The organism is Planctomycetaceae bacterium, from assembly GCA_041398825.1.
Lineage (GTDB): Bacteria > Planctomycetota > Planctomycetia > Planctomycetales > Planctomycetaceae > F1-80-MAGs062.
Map to the genome: position 1 here is coordinate 317,017 of JAWKTX010000004.1, position 17,804 is coordinate 334,820.

Here is a 17,804-nt window from a genome sequence, read left to right on the forward strand (position 1 = left end):
CAGCAACGCGAAATCGCCTGTTCCACCTGGTTTCCGCAGAATTTTCTCGGGATGTAAACGCCTGCAGGTGAACAAAATCACTCAGCCATATCCACCATTTTCAGCCGTTCTTCCCGGTCGAACGCCACCAGAGCTGAGATCAGGTCACCCAATTCGCCCGCAATAATCCGATCCAGCTTGTAGATTGTCAGATTGCAACGGTGATCCGTGATTCGATTCTGAGGAAAATTGTAGGTTCGAATCCGCTCGCTGCGATCACCGGATCCGACGAGTGTTCGTCTTGCCTGAGCTCGCTCGTCGTGAACCTTCTGCTGTTGAGCTTCGAGGATTCGACTCCGCAGCACCCGCATGGCTTTCGCCCGGTTCTTGTGCTGACTCTTTTCGTCCTGACACTTCACGACGATGCCGGTCGGGAGGTGGGTAATACGGACCGCGCTTTCTGTTTTATTCACTTTCTGGCCGCCTGGCCCTCCGGCCCGCATGGTATCGATCTGCAGGTCTTCCGGGTCAATGTCGATTTCCACTTCATCGGCCTCGGGAAGCACGGCGACGGTCGCGGCACTCGTGTGAACCCGCCCCTGTGTTTCCGTCTCCGGAACTCGCTGCACGCGATGCCCACCGCTTTCAAACTGCAGTTGGTGGAAGGCCCCATCGCCCGTAATTGAAAAGACAACTTCCTTCAGGCCGCCAAGTTCCGTGGAACTGAATTCGATGACTTCCGTTTTCCAGCCCTGCACTGTGCAATAGGCCATGTACATGTCGTACAGGTCTTTGGCGAACAGTGCAGCTTCATCCCCACCTGTGCCAGCTCTGATTTCCATGATCAGCGAACTGCGAGTCAGCGAATCACCGGCCGTCGCCATGTCTTCCAGGTCGGTCTTCATTTCGTCCCGTTTGCCGACCAGTTGCTCCAGTTCTTCCTCTGCGTATGCTCTGGCCTCGGGATCCTTTTCCTCCTCAACCATCATTTCTGCGGCTTCGATGTCGTCGATCAGCCGCTGATAGGCACGAACTGCCTCGGCAATCCGAACCAGACTGCCCATTTCCTTCTGGATCGAAAGCATTCGGGAAATGTCGGTGAGGACCGCCGGGTCCTGCAACTGTTTTTCAAGCTCTGTGTAGCGAGCGGCCTTACGCTGAAGACTGGGGAACATTGCGAAGCTCCGATTTTCGACGCGGAATTCAGAATCAAAGGATCAGGATCTGCCGGATGTCGCAGAATCGCCCGGGCTGTTCCACAAGCGCCATTCCACCAGATTCACCGGCAATGCAAAGACAAAGGACGTGCGCAAATACTTCGCGCACGTCCTTCGAAATGTTCTGAATTGCAGTCGCTACTCGGCGTCGTTCTTCTTGCCCCAGTTGTACTTTTTCTGGAATTTCTCAACGCGACCGGCGGAGTCAACGAATTTCATCTTCCCGGTATAGAAAGGATGAGAGGCCGCACTGATTTCCACTTTGACCAGCGGATATTCGTTTCCGTCGTCCCAGGTGCTCGTTTCTTTCGATCGGATCGTGGACTTCATCAGGTAGCGAGTACCTGTTGAGGTGTCCATAAAGATCACGTCGCGGTACTGAGGATGGATGTCCTTTTTCATTGTCTCAACTTACCTTCTGCGATCCTGACGAATGGTGGCAAGTACACCGATCAGCCTCGCGAAAAACAGATATCTTCGACGCCATGTCGAAACGAACTGAGTCCCATGACTCATGATCAGACGCTGCAAAACCCCTGCAGCCTTGCGTTCACCCCTACTTGATTTGCCGTCAGCAGACGGTGAAGCGGCGAAGTCTAAGCCTGAACCCTCACATCGGCAAGCAAAAACATGCTTCTTCAATCCGTAGTCCCGTCTCCGGGTGAATAACGCGGTTTGACACGGGATGGGAATGCACACCGGACAGGAGCGGCAAAGTCACACAGAGTGACTCAGAAATACGAAAAGACTCGGGAAACGCCAGCTTTCAACTCAGTCCGTTCTGGCTGTCGAACCGTCCCCCCGACACCGAACTACCTTCCGGCCGCATCCGTGCAGCGTGATGAAAGTAGTTCGCTCCTTCACGAGTGAAGGCTGTGTCCGGGACGTTTCTGCAATCCATGCACCGTCAATTTTCCGCGAAGCCCGGTAAAGCTGCGGCAAATTCCCTCTTGATTCGGGCAGAAAATGAACTGCCCAATCACCACATCTTAACGACATTAGCCGGCACATCACCCGACGGTTTACTAAACGCCGAACATGGGAACCGACAACGCCTGGGCAGTGAGCTCATCAAACTGCGTCGAACTCTCGGCCAAATACTTCTCCCACCGCGTCTTATCCCAGATTTCGACATGATCATGGACTCCAATGAACACCACCTCGTGTGTAATTCCGGCCAGTCGAATCAATCGGTCCGGAATCCGCACTCGGCTTTGCTTGTCCACAATCACCCGTTCTGCCTGAGAATACAACAACCGCAGGAACCCCCGAACATCGGCTTTCGCTGTGGAGATGTTTGCCAGCCTTGCGGCCAGCTGCCCAAATCCCGATGTCGAGTAAATTGAAACACACCCTTCGTTACCCGGAGCGAGGTAACATTCGCCGTTTTCCTGATCGCACAGAACATCACGAAGTGGCTTAGGCACGGCAAGCCGAAACTTGTCGTCCAAAGTGCGTTCATATGTTCCAGTGAACGACATTGAAGAACCAGGTCATGTGAATGAAAACCATAAGTCGATCTCCGTAAACGATTTGTGACGAAACTGCAGTGATTGTTTCGGCCACTCCATCGGCTCCCACTTCTCCCCACTCGACGCCACGCGGGCAATTTAATGACACTGGCAGAATCGTCAAGACGGGGTCAAATGACATCGCCGGACATCAGGCCACCGCATCGACGCAGGTCGTTTGCTGGAAGGGGATTGGAGATTTTGTGATTTTTCAAACTGCCGGTTCTCAATCAGGGTAAACGTCGAGTGGCGCCAGCCATTGCCGGAGGATCCTGTCATAGGCAGAGACACAGCGATCCCACGTAAACTCTTTAACCACAGAGAGTTGTAGCTCCTGAACTGTCGCATCACCGGCGAGTTTTGCCTCGACGGTCGCTTTCATCAGCTCCACGAGCGCTGTCGGATCGTTTGGTGCAAAAGTCTGCTTCGCCAAGTCTCCCGCAAGGAGTTCGCGATTTCCATCGACGCCCGAAGCGATCACGGGAACACCGGCCGCCATCGCCTCCATCACAACGTTGGGCATCCCCTCCCAAACGGATGGCAGAATCAATGCGTCAGCGGCTCTGAGGATGGCGATTGCATCGGACCGAAAACCAACCATTCGAACCCTGGATTTGAGCTGATGGTGTTCCACAAATTGGTTCAGCTCCTGCTTCATCGGCCCATCACCGACTAAAACGGCAGAGCAGGATGGGATCTCTCGTGTCATCCGCAGAAATGCTTCCAGGAAGGCCAGCGGTGATTTCTGAGTGGTCAGGCGACCGATGAACGCAAACAACACGTCCCCCCGATCAATGCCAATCTCAGCTCGATCAATCGGCTGTATTTGCTGAATCCCCTGAATATCAACACCATTCGGTATCGCGCAAAAATCTGCCATCGGAATTCCGCAAAGACGACTGTGAGTCTCAGCGGCATGGCTGCTATTGGCGATGAATTTGTGGACGCAGCATCGTGTCCAGCGTTCCGGCCATTTCACAGACGGACGAATATCAGCGACTCGTACTCCGGAAACAACCAGCGGGATCGATAATCCACAGGCAGCAAGCCTTCCAGCAATGTTCGCCTGATGCAGAAACGACAACAGGACTGTGGGAGGAGACTTTTTGAGGTGACTGCGCAACCGAAAGATCGCGCGGAAATCGAGAAATCCACCACAATTTAACGCTTCCACAGGAATACCTGCGGACGTCAGTTCGGCAGTCAGCAATCCAGCATCCCGAAGACTGACAGCATTCACCTGCCACCCCATTTGCTTCAGCCCGATGGCAATTTTCACAAATGCTTTTTCGGCACCACCGACATCCAGCTCGGTGATGACCATTGTGAGTCTCGGGTGGGGAAGTTGAGTGGCCATAACAGGGTTACGCACTTTTCTGCAACATGTGAGCCATAATCACGCCATCAAGTGCCTTTTTTGCTCCCGCAGGATCACACCAGGGCATTTGTCTGCTCACCTTGCGTCTGATCAGATTTGCTGTTGCAGGTTACCACAGACCAGTGATTGCAAGCCGCCCAATTGTCGATATGCTCAGGGATCGCGGACTGAAACGTCAACTCTGCCCATCACAACCTTCATTTGATCGCCGTCGCAATGGATCACCGTCTGCAGTTTGACATCCTGCGTCAGCCGGATAACACGACCTGCGGACCAACATGCCTGCATGCGGTATATCGGTACTTTGGGACGGAATTACCCTTACCGCAGGTCATTCAGGAGACCAGCGCTCTGCAGGAAGGCGGAACTCTGGCCGTCATGCTGGGCTGCCATGCCCTGCGCCGCGGATTCGATGCTTCCATCGATACTTTTAACCTGCAGGTCTTTGATCCGACGTGGTTTCTGCCGAACGGAGATTTGAAGGACCGGGATTTTGTCATCGATCGGTTGCGGCTGCAGGCATCTTCCAAGGATCGGCCCAAGCTGAAGGTTGCGTGTGATGTCTACACCGAGTTCCTGGAGTTGGGGGGACGCATCCGAATGGAAGACCTGAACGGCCACTTGTTGCGGCGCTATCTGAAACAGGATGTGCCCATGCTGACCGGCCTCAGTGCAACGTTCCTATACCGGGAATCCAGAGAGATTGGAGCCACATGCACGCCCGACGACGTCCGCGGAGAACCGTCAGGGCATTTCGTTGTATTGTGTGGCTACGATAAAGAAAAACGCAGCGTCCTGATTGCGGACCCGTGGCATCCCAATCCCTTATCCGCCAATCACCTGTATTCCGTGGATCTGGACCGTGTCATTTGCTCGATCCTGCTGGGAATTGTTACGTACGACGCCAACCTGCTGGTCATTCGCCCCGTGGCAACACAACGCAAACGATCTGCAGGTTAAACGACAGGTACTGCGCAAATTCTAACAGCCTGCTGAGAAGCGAGACTGGCTCGCGCAGGAGACCCTAAAACACGACGGTTTCCGGCTCTCCAGCGCGCCTGTCCCGGGTTTTTAACGGACAGCCAGGCTAGAACAGATTCAGGAGGGCGGAGGGATCCGGAATCTGCGTCGCCTTCTCAAGAGCATCGATATCTGATTGCTTCGTTTCCCATTCTTCCGGCTCGACCGAAACAATGCGCGGAGCAAGCAGCGTTCCGTCAGCGGCAAGTGATGCATATTCAATCCGCATGGTCACCTTTGGCGCTACCCAGATCCCGGAATGAATGGTTCGAACAACCGGACGCCGCTGATTGGTTTTCGCAAGACGAGCCGTGACAGATCGCAGAGTCTCCCGGCTGAGTGACTTCGCACTCACTGTTCCCACGTACTGCAGTTCTCCGCGTGTCTGGCCGCACAGCAGGAAGTGGGTTGGCGTACCCCGTCGATCAACTCTCAATCCAAAGACAGCGCAGAAGATCTGGGGCAGGGCTGGTGCCTCCTGCTTGCGAGCCTCGTCCTCCATTTTGGCGGCTTCTGCCGCCAGCATTTCTTCCGGATCACCGATCTTGTGCAGAGCGTCTTCGATGCTCTCTTCTTCGGTCGACTGAGACTTTGCGGCTGCGGCAACCGCTCCCACGACGTCCGGCAGAACTTCAGTATCCTCAACAGGCCCCTGCCGGAAGAACATCGATGTATCGTGGCCACCGATGATGAACAATGAGCAAATGACGGCAGTGTGCCCCCAGACAAACATCCAGAGTCTCGGAACCGAGGCAGGCAACTTCGTGATGGTTGGCTGCCAGACGGCCATCCAGTTGACGATGACGTCGGAGACGTTCAGGCGATCGTCAATCTTCTTGGCCACAATGGCGGCCCACACATGCGCGATGAACGCCGCACCCGCACCCACCAGAAGTTCCGTCCACGCCCAGTACGATTGATGATCGCTGGTCGTCTCGAAGAACTTTCGGGCCATGACGCTGGCAATAAAAATACTGCTGCTTCCAGCCACCATGATCCACATCCAGCCAGGGATGCAGTTCAGAAGATTTGGCTCTACTTCCTCTTCCGCACTGGCTTCAGCAGCAACTTCTGCTCGCCAGCCCATGCGATCTTCTTCTGCCGTTTCAACGACAGGATAGTAACCGCATTTCGGACACCAGGACGATTCGCCCCATGGCTCGGTGCAGCCGCAGCGTGCACAAAGAGGGCCCGCATTCGCGCGGCGTTCGGACTGGTTGTTCGAAGGATGAGTAACTGAGGACATGGTTTTCAGGCCGTCTACAGGGTGGAATCAAATGTCGCACGAGTGCAACATAGGTCACCTTTCGCCTCAATCGTCGGCGTGCTCACCCAAAACTTGCCTGCGGTTACTGCAAGACTCAGCCTATTCGTTAGAAACGTTATGTTCTGCCGACGGTGAGGGCCTGCTACGACGATGCCATTCCGGCCCCCAGCTTGAATGCTCCCCAAATCGACGAACAGGTACAGAAGATTGTGCCGACGCCCAGAAACAGTGAAATCAGTGCGATACCTACCACCAACAGCAATCGAAATGTCTGCACTTGTTCCCGACCAACTGATTCGTCTGTTTCAAAACCGTTAAGGGCACGCAGGTCCAGCTCCTGCTCCTGACGTTTCTTCGCCTTCTGTTCTTCAGTCAGAGAATTCCATCGTCGCGTCGATTCTTCCCAGACCTGCGGCAGATACCGTTGCTGGATATCAACCACTTCCGCGTATTCCTCCCAGTGGTCGTAGATATTGTCGTCCGTGATTCCTTTGCTCTGGAGCCAGTCGTCGTCGTATTCCACTTCATTTTCCGCGATGTAGCCAACCATCCCCTTCTCTGAGAGGCCTTCCGCAATCAAAGCATCCACTTCCTCCTCACTGAGAGGCATGTCAAGACCATAGGTGGGCGAGACATAGCAAGATCCAATTCGGCCACCCACAATGGACACTATCGCAATGGCAGCAGCGGTCAGCCCGGGTCCCCAGCCATCATTGATTCCGGCTGAAAAACGAACGGCGCCACCAACCATTGAACCGGTGAGAAAAGTCGCAAGCAGTGCCAGCAGGAAGATGTCGGTGTAGCCAAGCACCGTGTGAATGATGGCCGCAATCACGCCTGCAAGACTGCCGTACAGCAGCCACCCTAAAAAACCCTGGTTCCGTGGTTGATCGCCAGAGTTTTTGACGCCCGATTCCGAACGACTCGTCGTTCCGGATTTCTTCTTTCGTGAAGGTAACGCTGGCTTACTGCTTGTATATGTATCCTCGTAGCCATCGTCATACGAATCCAGATCATCGCCGTAGGAATCTGCCCCGTACAGATCATTCGAATAAGGATCATCACCGAAGGCGTCACCTCCAAAGGGATCATCGTCAGGCACATCCCAGGGATCTTTCGGGACGCTTTGCCGTTTTCGCCGGGGCGGTGAACTACCTTTCGCTGATGCGGGATTCCTGCCGGAACGCCGATCTGCCGGACGACCAGGCGACGCAGTCTTTCCCGATGACGCAGAACGATTCGATTCGCCTGGTTCAGACGCAGATGCTGATGTTGACTTCACTCGGGATCGCGGTGGTTTTGCTTCGGCCCCGGATGGTGCCGGCTTTATCTTTGTTGGCACTGATGGCTTTGGTTTCGCCGCCAATTGCCTGGATCCCGATGGGGCACGTCGATCGGCCGAGTCCGTCGCCCCGGATCCCTTCCCGGGATCGCCCTGTTTTCGTGACGGTATGACCAGTTTTCGATCACAACCCGGACAATTGAAGCGTTTTCCTGCAGAAGCAGTGGCAGGAATCCCTGTCGACGCAACGGTATCCGTCTCCGGACAACCTCAGTTAACAACACAATGCACCAGAGTTCTCGTCCGGGCCGAAGCGGAAATTAACCTCGCTTACGGCCATCCGGAGATTGCGGTCGTTGTTTTCACAGAGCTTTGCCGGGTCGGACGTGGTCTGAACTTGTCAGCCGGTATGTTTGAGGCATTGGCGGAGTTCGTTCGTTGGCGAATGGTCGGTCGTTTAGGAAAACTCAAAGAGCTTCTCGACTGGAGCCTCGGCGGCTCGCGTGAAAGCTGCTGCGCGTGAGAGCCATCGGTGAATTGTAAGAAGAACCAGAAACCTGAATCTCACAATGCGAGGTTGCCCTTCGTTGGCCGCAATGCCAGGATATCCCCGGCACTCCCAGTCAGGCAGACTCGGAGTTCCCCGGATGTCTGGCAGCAGCCATTCATGACCATCTCGGTTGTGATCTGGCGAAAATGAAATAACGAACGACATGCGCCGGGATTGGCCTGCCGCCCAATCCGGTGATGGCGGCAGTTAGCTGGCAATCACAACGTAACAGATTCGCGGAAATGGTGCATCACCGTGATGGTGCTTTCAGTGCCAGCCAACAGTCGTATCCAAATCAATGCCAAGCTCCGGCGGACTGCGATCACCGTCAAATCGCCAATCTCAGGGTGACAACCTCTCGCCCCGTCGGTAAACTGTCCCGCAGCAGATTCCTCAACGTGATGAATCCCGCAAGCCAACAGCCAAGCCGCAATCACTCGCAAAGCGGCAAAGTTCAACGCAAGATCTATACGCCAGCATCCTGCCGTCGCATAGATCGAAATTCGATGGCAGTGAAGGGAAACGAAGGTGAACATGCCATCCGACTTCATTGAGTTCATTAATGTTGTCGGAGGCTTTGCGTTTTGTGTGATCACCGCGATGGTAATTCTTATGCTCTTGATTTCCCTTCTTGACCAACGTCCTGGGCCTGAGTCAGAGCTCAAGGCAAATGAAGATACTGAATCCGGAAAGCCGTAAGGTGAGTCAAAACTCGCGGCTTTTGAAAGACGGATCTCCAATCTGAAACTTGATCTCTGTTAACACCGTCGATGTCCCGATTTTTCAACGGACAGTTATGCTATGACTGAGCACGGCCCGTTGTCACCACGTGATCAATCATCGTGTGTCAGACGAAAAGATCTTCGCGGCCGAGGGCGGATGAATCTGGCACTGCTGCTATTGTTGAGATGAAGACGAACCAGCATTCCCCCGAGGCAACCAGGCAACTTGATCCGGCAGTGCCGGGTGCTGGGGATTCAGGATCAATACACCCCGGATTCGGTCAGCATTCTGGACTGGTATCATGCTACCGAACACATCCGGGACTGCGGTAAACAACTGCATTCCGATCCCCAACGCATGAGGACCTGGGTGGATGAAGGCCTGGGTGGATGAAGACCTGGGTGGATGAAGACCTGGGTGGATGAAGGCTTGAATCTGCTGCGGACCAAAGGCGGCGCGGGGCTCGTTGCATGGCTGCAACCCCAGGTGTCAAAACTCCGCGGCAAAAAGCGAGCCGCCCTGAATTCCCTGCTGGGCTACTTCCGCAACCGTGTCGGCATCACGGACGATCCGGTTTATCGAAATCACAACTGGCAAATCGGCTCAGGCATGATCGAATCCACCGCCAGGCAACTGGTCGGTATCCGACTGAAAGGCCCCTGCATGCACTGGTCACCCCTCGGAGCCTCCGCCATCACCGCACTCCGAGCTCACAACATCAACAACAACTGGCATCAACTCTGGAAAACCTACACATCTCAACCCATCTCCAATCAGCGGATGCACCCGTGCGGCAGTATTCCGACAATTTGACTGCTTGTGGGCGGAGTACCAGTTCGCGATGATGGGATGATTCCGAAATTCTTCTGAAAGTTGTCAGATTGCGCGCAGTAATCGGGGGTGTGGTGACACGTTAATAACAGCCATGACACATTCAATCTCTGACAATTTGGCCACTCAGCAATCCAGCGAAGAAGCGATTTCTTCGTTGGGTATGAAAGATACAGGACTGGATTTTTCAGGCGAACCCACGACGCAGTGTGATGGATTGATGGACCAGCACTTGCTGCGGCGATTCGTCCAGGATTCCGATCCCGACGCGTTCGCCGAAATTGTTCAGCGGCATAGTTCTCTGGTGATGGCTGTCTGTCGGCGTGTTGTCGGGCAGGTTGCGGATGCGGAAGATTCCTTTCAGGCGACATTCCTGGCGTTTGCAAAGAGGCCTCGCAGTGTTCGCCAGTGTCGTTCACTGACTGGCTGGCTCTACAGTGTGGCATTTCGTACGTCGGTTCGCATGGTGCGTTTAAGGAGTCGTCAGGCCATGGTCGCCCTGCCCGAGCAGCCGCCATCGCGTGATCCAGATCTATTGGATGTGATAGCGGCAGATCGTGAAGTGGCCATTTTGGATGAGGAGCTCAATTCACTTCCGCAAAAGTACCGTGAGGTGCTGGTGATGAGCTATTTCGATGGCCAGTCGTCACAGCAAATTGCGGATCAGATGAACGAAAGCAAGGGAGTCATTGATGGTCGCCTGCGTCAGGCTCGAAACCTGCTGCGAGTCCGCCTGGCTCGCCGCAGCGTGGCCGTTGGAGTTGTCACGGTTGCTGCAGGATTGACCTCGGAGCCCGCATCTGCCGCCTCATCCACTTTAATTCAGTCAACCATCAGCCTGGGTGCTCAGGCACTTGGCCATCCCGTCCCGTCCCCTGTCGATCTGACCCGTCTGGAACCTTTAGTAAGACCGGAGTTAACCATGATCAACGCAAAATTGATTTCAGGAATTGTGCTTGGTGTTGCAGTAGCGATGGCCAGCCTTGCAGGCGGTGGTTTGCCAACGGGATTGGAGAGTCAAGCAGGAACCAGTGACGGTTTGGATGCTGTCGTGGAAATCAGCGACGCAAACACCGAGAAGAAATCAGGTGATTCATCTGCTGCCGCCCTGTTTGTTACGCGCTCTGGTCAATCATCAACCGGAAATGAGGGGGCACCATCCAGAAATCGCAGCAAGTACGTGGGTTATTCATCCGCAGCGAAACGCAGAGCTGCCGACGAAATCAATCAGCTACTGGCGGAAACAACGCCTCAAGTTATCTTCCCTGGCGATGTTAACTTGAGTGAGCTGATGAGTCACATTGTGAATCAATTGAAAGAAACCGGGGGGCGTCTGAATGTTCAAGCGGATCTTGCGGAACTGGATTTGGAAGGTATTACCAGCCTGGAAGATGTCTTTGTGAGAAACATTGAACTTGAAGGTATCTCTTTAGACAGTGCTTTGGACCTGATCTTTGCACAGACCGCAAACCCTAAACTCGACTTCATTATTAAGGATGAGGTTGTATTGATTACGACATCCAATGCCGCGGAATCGGAAGAGAATATGTTCAACCGTAGTTATGACGTTTCAACGATTCTGCCCTTGTTTGAACAGGACTGGTCAGCTGGCATCAAGCGTAATTCTGCCCGCAGCATGGACGACGGCTTTGGTGGTGAAGTGGGCTATGGCATGGAAGACGGCATGGGGGCAGCAGCCATGAGCGGCGGCATGAGCGGTGCGCTGGGCATGGGCGTAGGTGACCAAGAGATGGGAGCGGGTTCCATGGGAATGGGTGAAATGGGTGGCTTCGATTCTGGAACGGGCGGCATGGGTATCGAAACGTCGCCACGGCTGCAGGATCCTGCGGATCGGTTGCGAGAAACCATTCAGCAAATGACGGCCCCTCCATCAACATGGCGAGACAGCGATGGCGAAGGCGGGCAGATCATTATCACAGGAAATCTGATGATGGTCCGCCAGTCTCGCCGTGGCCACAAAGCTGTGGTTGACGTTCTGGAGCAGTTGGAGGAAGCGACTACGTCTATCCTGCCAGCGGAATAAGCTGCCAGCTTAATGTTATCCTGGTGGTCATCAGCGCCATCGGAGTCCCTGTTCGGCAGTCGGTGACTTTCTATTTTCGTCCACGTTCTTAGTCTTTGCTTTTGGACGTTGAACATCGGATGACCAGGATGAGGATGACATCATGAGACAACATCTCTACCGTCGCGGATGCACACCGATTGAGCTGTTGGTGACGGATGCTTTGTCGATTGCGTTGCTGATGCCGGTGATGTTATTGATCCAAAAGACTCGATTTGCCTTGGTCGTCTTGATTGCTATCTGCTTGCGGGTGTGCGTCGCCGCAGGGGATCCGGTATCTGATCAGCAATTACCAACACGTGAGGTCACGGTTCTTAATCGCGGCGTTCCGGGCGAGAACTCAAGTGAAACGCTCATTCGCAGCAGGCGTCTCGAAGCTGATCAGCCGACCCATGTCGTGATCATGCTTGGCATGAATGACGCGATGAACTCACGAAAACTCGTAAGCGCTGACAAGTATTCGCAGAATTTAACGGCGCTGATCGAGCAATGGCGCGGAGTTGGAGTCCAGACGGTTGTGCTGGTGACGAACCATCCCGTGAACACCGATTATCTGAAGGAGAGGCATCCGACACATCCAACTCGCGAAAGCCTGCAGGCGCACCTTGAAAAGTACAACAACGCAGTCCGTGAAATTGCAGAACGCGAACAAGCAATGCTGGTCGACTGGAATGCCCGCATCATTGCTCTGAGCCCAAACCAGGAAGTCGCGTCAACGGTTTCGGACCGCCAGGGCTCGCTGATACGAGGCGTCGCCAATTCCGGAGCGCGCGACGGCAATCACCTCACTGCGCAAGGTAGTTTGGAACTTGCCAAAGAAATCTCGCAAGTCATCCGGCCACGTGTAAAGCAAGGTGACGTGATTGTATGCTTGGGAGACAGTATTACGTTCGGCAGCCATCTTCATGGTGCGGGAACTGCGACAGGACAAACTTATCCGGCGAAACTCAGCCGATTGCTTAGCGGCGACAGCAATGAGGCAGATGTTGTCGTCTATGGCGGGACGTCCGCGGGCATCGCGTCTGCGGTGCAGGCGGCGCGGATGGGATTGACGGTCAAAATGATCTGCCCGCATGGGAAGGTGGGCGGCATGACTGGATCGGGGCTCAGCGCGACGGACATCCCCGATCACGAATCGATTGGTGGGATTTCGCGTGAGTTTTACCAACGCATCTTCAATCACTATTCCGATCCAGCCGCATGGACACGAGACAAACCCGAACCCTATTTCGATTCGATCACACGCCGAGTCTTCACAGGACGCAATCTGAAACTGAAGATGATGTGGGTCTTTGAGCCCAGCGTGGCTCGATCTGTGTTCGAGAACATGTTGGATGAAGCGGGCGTCGAGATCATTCGCAACGAACGGTTGGACCTTTCGGATGGGGTCAGGATGGTCGACGGATCGATTCACGCGGTACGTCTGGAAAGCGGACGCGAAGTGTCCGGTCGCATTTTCATCGACGCCACTTACGAAGGCGATTTGATGGCCAGGGCCGGGGTGTCCTACACGGTTGGTCGAGAACCGAACAGTCAATACGGCGAGACGCTTAACGGGATCGTGCCCGGAGATGTCGTTGGCAAAGATGGTGTCTCTATCAGTCCCTACGTTATTGAAAACGATCCTAATTCCGGTTACCTGCCATATCTGCTGCACGAAGTTCCTGGCAAGGTCGGGGAAGGCGACAACCGAATTCAGGCATACTGCTACCGCATGACGCTGACCGATGCGCCAGACAACATGCGGCCGATCACCAGGCCAGCCAATTACAATCCGCTCTGGTTCGAGCATTACGCTCGCGTGCTGGCGTTAGATCCTCAGGCCGGCGTGAATACCGGAATCATCACTGTAACGCCGATGCCCAATCGAAAGACCGATATCAATCACTGCGATTTTGTCGGAGCGAACTTCGAGTGGCCGGAAGCAGGTTACGAACGGCGGGCCGAGCTCGCCCAAATGCACAAGGACTACGCACTTGGAAAAGTCTGGTTTCTGCAGAACGACCCGCGCGTTCCTGAATCCCTCCGCGAGAAGATGTCGCAGTACGGCTTGCCAAAAGATGAGTTCACGGATACGGATAACTTTCCCTACCAGATCTACGTTCGCGAGGCTCGCCGCATGCAAAGCGACTATGTCATGATCGAACAGGACATCAGGGGCAAGCGTGCCTGCGAGGACCCCATTGGCGTGGGGAGCTATTGGTTTGATTCGCACTTGGTCAGTCGCTTTGTCGACACCGACGGCAAGGTTCGAGAGGAAGGTGGCTTTTGGAAAAGGCGTTTCAATTATCCGATCAGTTACCGCTCGATTCGTCCCCGCAAGAGTGAATGCAAAAATCTATTGGTGCCCGTTTGTCTGTCGGCCTCCCATGCCGCCTACGGATCGATCCGGATGGAGCCCGTCTACATGGTTCTCGGTCAATCTGCAGGAGCTGCGGCCGCTGTAGCGGTCGAGCAGGACGTTCCCGTGCAGGATGTCGAGTATGCTCAACTGCGCGAGCGGCTAGTGGCCGACGGTCAGAAGGTGAAGCCCTGAACGCGGCTACAGCGAAGTGTCGAAGCATTGCACTCGAGCCATCAGCGAGGGGCAGGATTAGCAAGGATAGGATTCGTCTCGGGCGCTCGGTGGTCATCTGCATCGTTGCTGCCCACATGGGTGCCGGACGCGTCAACCTCGCTGGCATCAACGATTTGATCTCCGTTGGAAGGGCTCGCCCCGGGTGAAGTGGACCCCGGTTTTCAGTTTTGACATGATGGACCAGGCGGCGCTCAGTTCAGATTCCTCCTGGAGCCTACTTCATGGCTCGCCAACGTCGCGTTCAATTCCCTGGTGCGATTGATCATCTGGTCACAAGACGTGATGGACGCCAACAGATCTTTCACGACCAGGGCCATTACGAGCGAATGACCGGTGGGCTAAGAGTCGAATTCACGCCGAGCGGATGGAAGGGGTTCGCAGTCAGGCCGCTGGACGGGAGCAAGCAGCTTTTCTGTGTCATCGTTGGGCGGGCGAGTCGCAGTCGCTTTTCTGCAAACTCGCGAATCACATTGTCATGCACAGTCGAAGTCATGCACATCGAAACCTGCCGAATCATCCAACCGCGACGTTTCCAGACACGTGGAGAATGCTTGACAGCAATCCTTCGTACATTCAGGAAAAGGCCAACACCTGGTATCTGCCAAAGTATCCAAAGCCAGCAAAAGATCCGATTGCGATGGACGCCCAGAATTCCAACGGCGGTCTGCCGATGGGACCAATTGGCGTGGCAACCAACGGAGTGATCTTCTTCAATCCGTTCGATCACATCTTTGAAACCGATGCCGTCTGGAGATTGGATCGCTGCTGTGGGCACCCAAGTCCACAAAGTGCCTACCACTATCACAAGTATCCTGTTTGCGTCAAAACGCCCTGGAGTGACGAAGGAAAAATGCACTCGTCAGTGATCGGCTTCGCCTTTGACGGCTTTCCCGTATACGGGCCGTACGAAGCGGACGGGTTGCTGGCGAAAGACGATACGAAGAACCCGCTTAACGATTTCAATCTTCACACGGACAAAGAACGCGGCCCGCACTATCACGTCACGCCCGGCAAGTTTCCGCACATCATCGGCGGCTACTGGGGCGAAGTTGATCCAAAGAACGGCCGCGGCCGTCGGGCACCGTAAAGATGAAGACGCCGATCAGGAAAATCGCCGCAACGACGAGAAAAGGCTCCAGCGAATTCGCTGAAGCCTTGTGTTTTCCAAAGCCGCCGACTGGATTTGAACCAGCGACCTACGCTTTACGAAAGCGTCGCTCTGCCAGCTGAGCTACGGCGGCCTGCTTGTCACTGCGTGCAGGGACAGTCAACTGGCGGGAATCTATCAAAAAAATTTCTGTTGGCAAAGGTGGATCTGAAATCCTGCGTTGATGCCGTACCAATTCCCATCCACGCAGCAACAAACAGGACTTTGAGCCTGAAAAACTGCCCAAATACCACCTCCGACGAGCCAGAATGAGCTCCGTTGCAGGGCGGACCAGGTCGTTTCAGTTCAGGCCACATCTTCAATGCTGGCAATGATACGATCAATCACGGCCTCGTCGCTGCGCGGGTTGAAGAATACCGCCTTCCACGCTGGCAGCGCGATGTTATGAGGGCTGTAACCGACATTGCGCGTGAAGCTCAAACGAGCGTCCACAGAAGGATCCATTGTGGCTTCGCGTTTGTAGTACAACCTTCGAATTTCCTGAAGGTACTGATCTCTTTCTGCGGCAGACAGCGTGTTGGATTCGAATCGCCGATAGATGTCTCCTGCGTCGCGGCCGCGTGGCAGGACCCACCAGCAAACTCCGGGCCCGGGGTTGTCCATGTTCAGCACTTTGCAATAGCTAAGCTGTGCAATGCGTTCTTTCAATTGGCGTGCTCGTTCCATTGCATTGGCAATCAGCATTCGATAGCCGTTCAGGCCAATTCCGTTCAGCGATGCCATGACGGAATATGGTCCAATCCCGGGGCGTGAACATTCGAGAGTAAACAGTGCCGGGTCGTGACGAAAATCCGCTTCGGCAAAATAGGGCACTTCATTTTGTGTTCGAGCCAGCAGAGCCAGATCTTCACGTCGATTCACAATGAACGCGCTGGATGGATAGTGTCCCCATCCCATCTTATGAAAGTCGATGGTCACAGAATCTGCCTGTCGGAATCCCGCAGTGGCTCGCTGCATCTGTTCGACCAGGGGCAGCGTGTCTGAACTGATCTGAAGGGCATTTTCGCTGGTATTGTAATCCGTCAGAAAGCAACCGACCCAGCCAACGGCCGCGTCAACATGCAGGTGCGGAACTGTCACTTCGTATTGTTGTGCCTTGCGGGTGATAAGGTCGCGGACCGCGCCGATATCGTCGATGCCAAAGGCGTCGGTCGTGCCAAACGTGCAGATGACAAAAGCGATCAGTGCGCCCTCGGAATACAGCAGGTCTATTTGCTCTTCCAGCCGGTCAAGTCGTATGGCCATGGACGCATCGGTCGGAATTGCGTGCAGGTTGTCGGTGCCGATCCCCAGCCATCCGGCAAGAGTTGAATTCGAATAGTGCCCTGCCTGCGAAACCAGTCCCACCAGTCGTTTGCCGTTCAACCCGGTTCGCATGGCTCCGGGAGCCACCTTTTCGATGCCGATTTTTCCTCCGTAAAGGTTCGAAATGGTGCCTCCGATGGTGAAGACGCCCCATGGTGATTGTGTGTGATAAAAAATCAAATTAGCAAGCGACGTGATGGACTTGACTTCCAGCTCATTTGACCGCAGGCAGTACGTGTCCACACATAGGTTTGGATTCTTCAGCAGCGCGGCCAGCGACCCGACGAGAGATGCGAAGTTGGGTGGCCCCTTGACGTTTTCCAGATGCAGTTTGGATTGCCAGCTGTCGGTGCCCCAGAAAAATGGAAAGATCGCGTCACGCGCGTCTTTCAGATTTCCCGGCAACGTGTGTATCTCGGGGTTGGCCTGAGCCGTCTCGTAATTTCGGGACATCAGCATGCCCGGCGGCAGCGACTGCTCTGCTTCCAGAGCAGACAACATCTCCCCGAAGATTTCCAGCAGTTGTTTGCGATCACACGTAAAAAACGTATCAATTAACGATTGAAGTTTTGCCTTATCCATGGTCTCCAGGTTCCACAATGGCGAAGCAAAACCGCGGACAGGCAGACCGCTGGTTAACCCAAAATCCTCGCCAGATCGTCCTATCGTATTCACCGACTGATCTTCGTGCCAACCAGTGCCACAGCCACTCCGGCATCTCACGGCACGTCGCAAGTCTGTACGAACATCGATGACGTTTCCGGACGTTCATTGCTCGACGAGTCACGTTCAGATAGCGTGGATGCTGTCGACGTGGTTCGAACGGATCTGAAAGGAATAGAGCCCCGGATGCTCTGAATGGTAGACTGGAACGACCGACGAGCTCTCGTTTTGTATGACGGTCGAAATGGT

General features: G+C 54.5%; 15 protein-coding genes and 1 tRNA gene. 6 read left to right on the forward strand and 10 right to left on the reverse strand.

All coding sequences use genetic code 11. The annotated features are described in order from the left end of the window. Positions 1-77 precede the first annotated feature (77 nt). The 5 genes from prfA to R3C20_09590 form a co-directional block, all read right to left on the reverse strand. Positions 78-1,154: a peptide chain release factor 1 gene (gene prfA, locus R3C20_09570; GenBank protein MEZ6040745.1), complete on the reverse strand. Its 1,077-nt coding sequence runs from the start codon at positions 1,152-1,154 to the stop codon at positions 78-80. Positions 1,155-1,334: 180 nt separating this feature from the next. Beyond that, positions 1,335-1,598: a type B 50S ribosomal protein L31 gene (locus tag R3C20_09575; GenBank protein ID MEZ6040746.1), complete on the reverse strand. Its 264-nt coding sequence runs from the start codon at positions 1,596-1,598 to the stop codon at positions 1,335-1,337. 623 nt (positions 1,599-2,221) lie between these two features. Continuing rightward, on the reverse strand, positions 2,222-2,677 hold the full coding sequence (gene mraZ / locus R3C20_09580) for a division/cell wall cluster transcriptional repressor MraZ (protein ID MEZ6040747.1): 456 nt from the start codon (positions 2,675-2,677) through the stop codon (positions 2,222-2,224). Further along, complete coding sequence (locus R3C20_09585; GenBank protein MEZ6040748.1) at positions 2,655-2,849, reverse strand: hypothetical protein; 195 nt, start codon at positions 2,847-2,849, stop codon at positions 2,655-2,657. Before R3C20_09585 ends, mraZ begins: the two co-directional genes overlap by 23 nt. 84 nt (positions 2,850-2,933) lie before the next feature. After that, positions 2,934-4,079, reverse strand: a complete 1,146-nt coding sequence (locus tag R3C20_09590; protein ID MEZ6040749.1) for a glycosyltransferase — start codon at positions 4,077-4,079, stop codon at positions 2,934-2,936. 222 nt (positions 4,080-4,301) lie between these two features. Here R3C20_09590 and R3C20_09595 point away from each other — a divergent pair, with 222 nt between their 5' ends. Further along, positions 4,302-5,045, forward strand: a complete 744-nt coding sequence (locus R3C20_09595; GenBank protein ID MEZ6040750.1) for a C39 family peptidase — start codon at positions 4,302-4,304, stop codon at positions 5,043-5,045. A gap of 127 nt (positions 5,046-5,172) precedes the next feature. Here R3C20_09595 and R3C20_09600 read toward each other — a convergent pair whose 3' ends face one another. After that, positions 5,173-6,351 (reverse strand): hypothetical protein, encoded by a 1,179-nt coding sequence (locus R3C20_09600; GenBank protein MEZ6040751.1) that lies wholly within the window; start codon positions 6,349-6,351, stop codon positions 5,173-5,175. A gap of 163 nt (positions 6,352-6,514) precedes the next feature. Continuing rightward, positions 6,515-7,714, reverse strand: coding sequence for a hypothetical protein (locus R3C20_09605; GenBank protein MEZ6040752.1), 1,200 nt, complete (start codon positions 7,712-7,714; stop codon positions 6,515-6,517). Between the two features lie 109 nt (positions 7,715-7,823). Here R3C20_09605 and R3C20_09610 point away from each other — a divergent pair, with 109 nt between their 5' ends. Continuing rightward, the gene (locus tag R3C20_09610) at positions 7,824-8,177 is read left to right on the forward strand and encodes a hypothetical protein (GenBank protein ID MEZ6040753.1); all 354 of its coding nucleotides are present in this window, start codon (positions 7,824-7,826) and stop codon (positions 8,175-8,177) included. Between the two features lie 245 nt (positions 8,178-8,422). Here R3C20_09610 and R3C20_09615 read toward each other — a convergent pair whose 3' ends face one another. Beyond that, positions 8,423-8,944 (reverse strand): hypothetical protein, encoded by a 522-nt coding sequence (locus tag R3C20_09615; GenBank protein ID MEZ6040754.1) that lies wholly within the window; start codon positions 8,942-8,944, stop codon positions 8,423-8,425. A 388-nt stretch (positions 8,945-9,332) separates the two neighbouring features. On the opposite strand from R3C20_09615, the gene R3C20_09620 reads away from it, so the two are divergent. The 4 genes from R3C20_09620 to R3C20_09635 all read left to right on the forward strand — a co-directional run bounded on the left by R3C20_09620 (position 9,333) and on the right by R3C20_09635 (position 15,506). After that, positions 9,333-9,740, forward strand: coding sequence for a hypothetical protein (locus tag R3C20_09620; protein MEZ6040755.1), 408 nt, complete (start codon positions 9,333-9,335; stop codon positions 9,738-9,740). A gap of 112 nt (positions 9,741-9,852) precedes the next feature. After that, on the forward strand, positions 9,853-11,802 hold the full coding sequence (locus R3C20_09625; protein ID MEZ6040756.1) for a sigma-70 family RNA polymerase sigma factor: 1,950 nt from the start codon (positions 9,853-9,855) through the stop codon (positions 11,800-11,802). A 142-nt stretch (positions 11,803-11,944) separates the two neighbouring features. Then, entirely contained in the window at positions 11,945-14,377 is a 2,433-nt protein-coding gene (locus R3C20_09630) for an FAD-dependent oxidoreductase (protein ID MEZ6040757.1), read from the forward strand. A gap of 589 nt (positions 14,378-14,966) precedes the next feature. Next, complete coding sequence (locus R3C20_09635) at positions 14,967-15,506, forward strand: YHYH protein (GenBank protein MEZ6040758.1); 540 nt, start codon at positions 14,967-14,969, stop codon at positions 15,504-15,506. Positions 15,507-15,587: 81 nt separating this feature from the next. Here the strand turns inward: R3C20_09635 and R3C20_09640 are convergent. Continuing rightward, positions 15,588-15,660, reverse strand: a tRNA-Thr gene (locus R3C20_09640). 212 nt (positions 15,661-15,872) lie between these two features. Then, positions 15,873-17,567, reverse strand: coding sequence for a pyridoxal-dependent decarboxylase (locus R3C20_09645; GenBank protein ID MEZ6040759.1), 1,695 nt, complete (start codon positions 17,565-17,567; stop codon positions 15,873-15,875). Between the last annotated feature and the right edge of the window lie 237 nt (positions 17,568-17,804).

Bases quoted from the DNA above. Each gene is read 5' to 3' on its own strand.
- R3C20_09620 (MEZ6040755.1), top strand. From the start codon at position 9,333: ATGAAGACCTGGGTGGATGAAGGCTTGAATCTGCTGCGGACCAAAGGC.
- R3C20_09575 (MEZ6040746.1), bottom strand. From the start codon at position 1,598: ATGAAAAAGGACATCCATCCTCAGTACCGCGACGTGATCTTTATGGAC.
- R3C20_09585 (MEZ6040748.1), bottom strand. From the start codon at position 2,849: ATGTCATTTGACCCCGTCTTGACGATTCTGCCAGTGTCATTAAATTGC.
- R3C20_09600 (MEZ6040751.1), bottom strand. From the start codon at position 6,351: ATGTCCTCAGTTACTCATCCTTCGAACAACCAGTCCGAACGCCGCGCG.
- R3C20_09610 (MEZ6040753.1), top strand. From the start codon at position 7,824: ATGACCAGTTTTCGATCACAACCCGGACAATTGAAGCGTTTTCCTGCA.
- mraZ (MEZ6040747.1), bottom strand. From the start codon at position 2,677: ATGTCGTTCACTGGAACATATGAACGCACTTTGGACGACAAGTTTCGG.
- R3C20_09595 (MEZ6040750.1), top strand. From the start codon at position 4,302: ATGGATCACCGTCTGCAGTTTGACATCCTGCGTCAGCCGGATAACACG.
- R3C20_09625 (MEZ6040756.1), top strand. From the start codon at position 9,853: ATGACACATTCAATCTCTGACAATTTGGCCACTCAGCAATCCAGCGAA.
- R3C20_09635 (MEZ6040758.1), top strand. From the start codon at position 14,967: ATGCTTGACAGCAATCCTTCGTACATTCAGGAAAAGGCCAACACCTGG.
- prfA (MEZ6040745.1), bottom strand. From the start codon at position 1,154: ATGTTCCCCAGTCTTCAGCGTAAGGCCGCTCGCTACACAGAGCTTGAA.
- R3C20_09630 (MEZ6040757.1), top strand. From the start codon at position 11,945: ATGAGACAACATCTCTACCGTCGCGGATGCACACCGATTGAGCTGTTG.